Raw genomic sequence first — 1,360 nt, forward strand, 5'->3', positions numbered from 1 at the left:
TTGACTTAGCCAATCCTGTTACTAAAGTCGATGATATCCCCGATTATGAAATGTACAGTCAAACAATCGATAGCTTAAATAAGCGTTTTGGCAATCGTGTTTTAAAAGGCATAGAAATCGGTTACATCGCTTCTGAAAAGGATCGGATCATCGACTATTTAGCCGATAAAGATTACGATTTAAAATTACTCAGTGTGCATCATAATGGTCAATTTGATTATTTAGATGACGAAGTCAAAGATATGGATCCTGCTATTGTGATTCCTCAGTATTTTGCACAACTTTCAGAAGCACTAGTTGTTATAGAAGCAGATGTCTTTGCTCATTTTGACTATGGTTTTCGGGTATTTGGTCTATCCGTTGCTGAATTTAAACAATATGAAGCGCAGTTTTTACCGATTCTAGATCAAGTAATCAAAAATAAATTGGCATTCGAATTAAATGCTAAGAGCGCTTACTTGTATGACAATTTAGCGTTATATGAATATGTCATCGATTTATATCTTTCACGTGGTGGTACCTTGTTTAGTGTTGGATCAGATGGGCATTACCTTGAACATTTCCGTTTCCATTTCGATGATCTTTTTGCTCTGTTAAAAGCAAAAGATGTGACGGAATTAGCGATTTATCAAAAAGGAAAGCGAATTATGGTTCCATTACCAGTCTAAAAAACGTCCTCAGCATCAAAAGTGAGGACGTTTTTTTAGATTTCTTTTTCTAAAATCGGACAAATACGATCTTGTTTTCCTAAAGGAAAATGTTTGATCCCGATTTTTTTAAATCCATGACGTTCATAAAAACGAATACCTGCATGATTTTTTTCATAAACAGTCAAACGTAAATAACGTTTATGTTTCGTTTTAGCATAACGATTCGCTTCATCGAGTAACCGTTGCCCTAACCCTTTGTTTTGATAATCTTTGAGCAGATAGAGCCGTTGAATCTCTATAGCATCTTTTTCATCATTGACTTTCATATAACCAATGAGTATTTGATGATCCTTAATACCAATAAATTTACTGGTTGACTGTGCCAATTCTACTGCCAATATTTCAGTTGTCAATTGTGTCTGTAAATATCCTTGCATATCAAGTGGATCTGCGCCATCGATAAACGATTCATAAAAACTGACAACACTTACAACTTGTAAAGCATCTAGATCATCATAATCTAAATACGCTAGTGTGATTTGATTGTTCATCTAACTCCTCCTTTTGACATAGTATACTATAAATCACCCGTGGGGCTAGTTAATTTTAATATCCTAAAGAATATCTCAAAGTTCCTTCAAAACGTCGTTGTGCTCGACTTAATAGAACACTGTAAGCCAGTAATATGCTTTCAAATCTACTCTCTAGCA

At 34.6% G+C, this 1,360-nt stretch carries 2 protein-coding genes and 1 pseudogene; 1 reads left to right on the forward strand and 2 read right to left on the reverse strand.

Going from position 1 to position 1,360, the window contains the following annotated elements:
* The coding region (locus AB3I27_RS13900) for a PHP domain-containing protein (RefSeq protein WP_236017440.1) at positions 1–668 on the forward strand (668 nt) is incomplete at its 5' end.
* A gap of 35 nt (positions 669–703) precedes the next feature.
* Here AB3I27_RS13900 and AB3I27_RS13905 read toward each other — a convergent pair.
* A complete protein-coding gene (locus AB3I27_RS13905; protein ID WP_002308046.1) occupies positions 704–1,201 on the reverse strand; it encodes a GNAT family N-acetyltransferase in 498 nt (165 codons plus the stop codon).
* A 55-nt stretch (positions 1,202–1,256) separates the two neighbouring features.
* A pseudogene (locus AB3I27_RS13910) lies at positions 1,257–1,360 on the reverse strand (IS982 family transposase); the annotation flags it as partial.

Source organism: Enterococcus sp. C46, assembly GCF_040887565.1.
Taxonomy (GTDB): domain Bacteria; phylum Bacillota; class Bacilli; order Lactobacillales; family Enterococcaceae; genus Enterococcus_B; species Enterococcus_B lactis.

Coding starts and splice junctions, on each gene's coding strand:
- AB3I27_RS13905 (WP_002308046.1), bottom strand. CDS start 1,201: ATGAACAATCAAATCACACTAGCGTATTTAGATTATGATGATCTAGAT.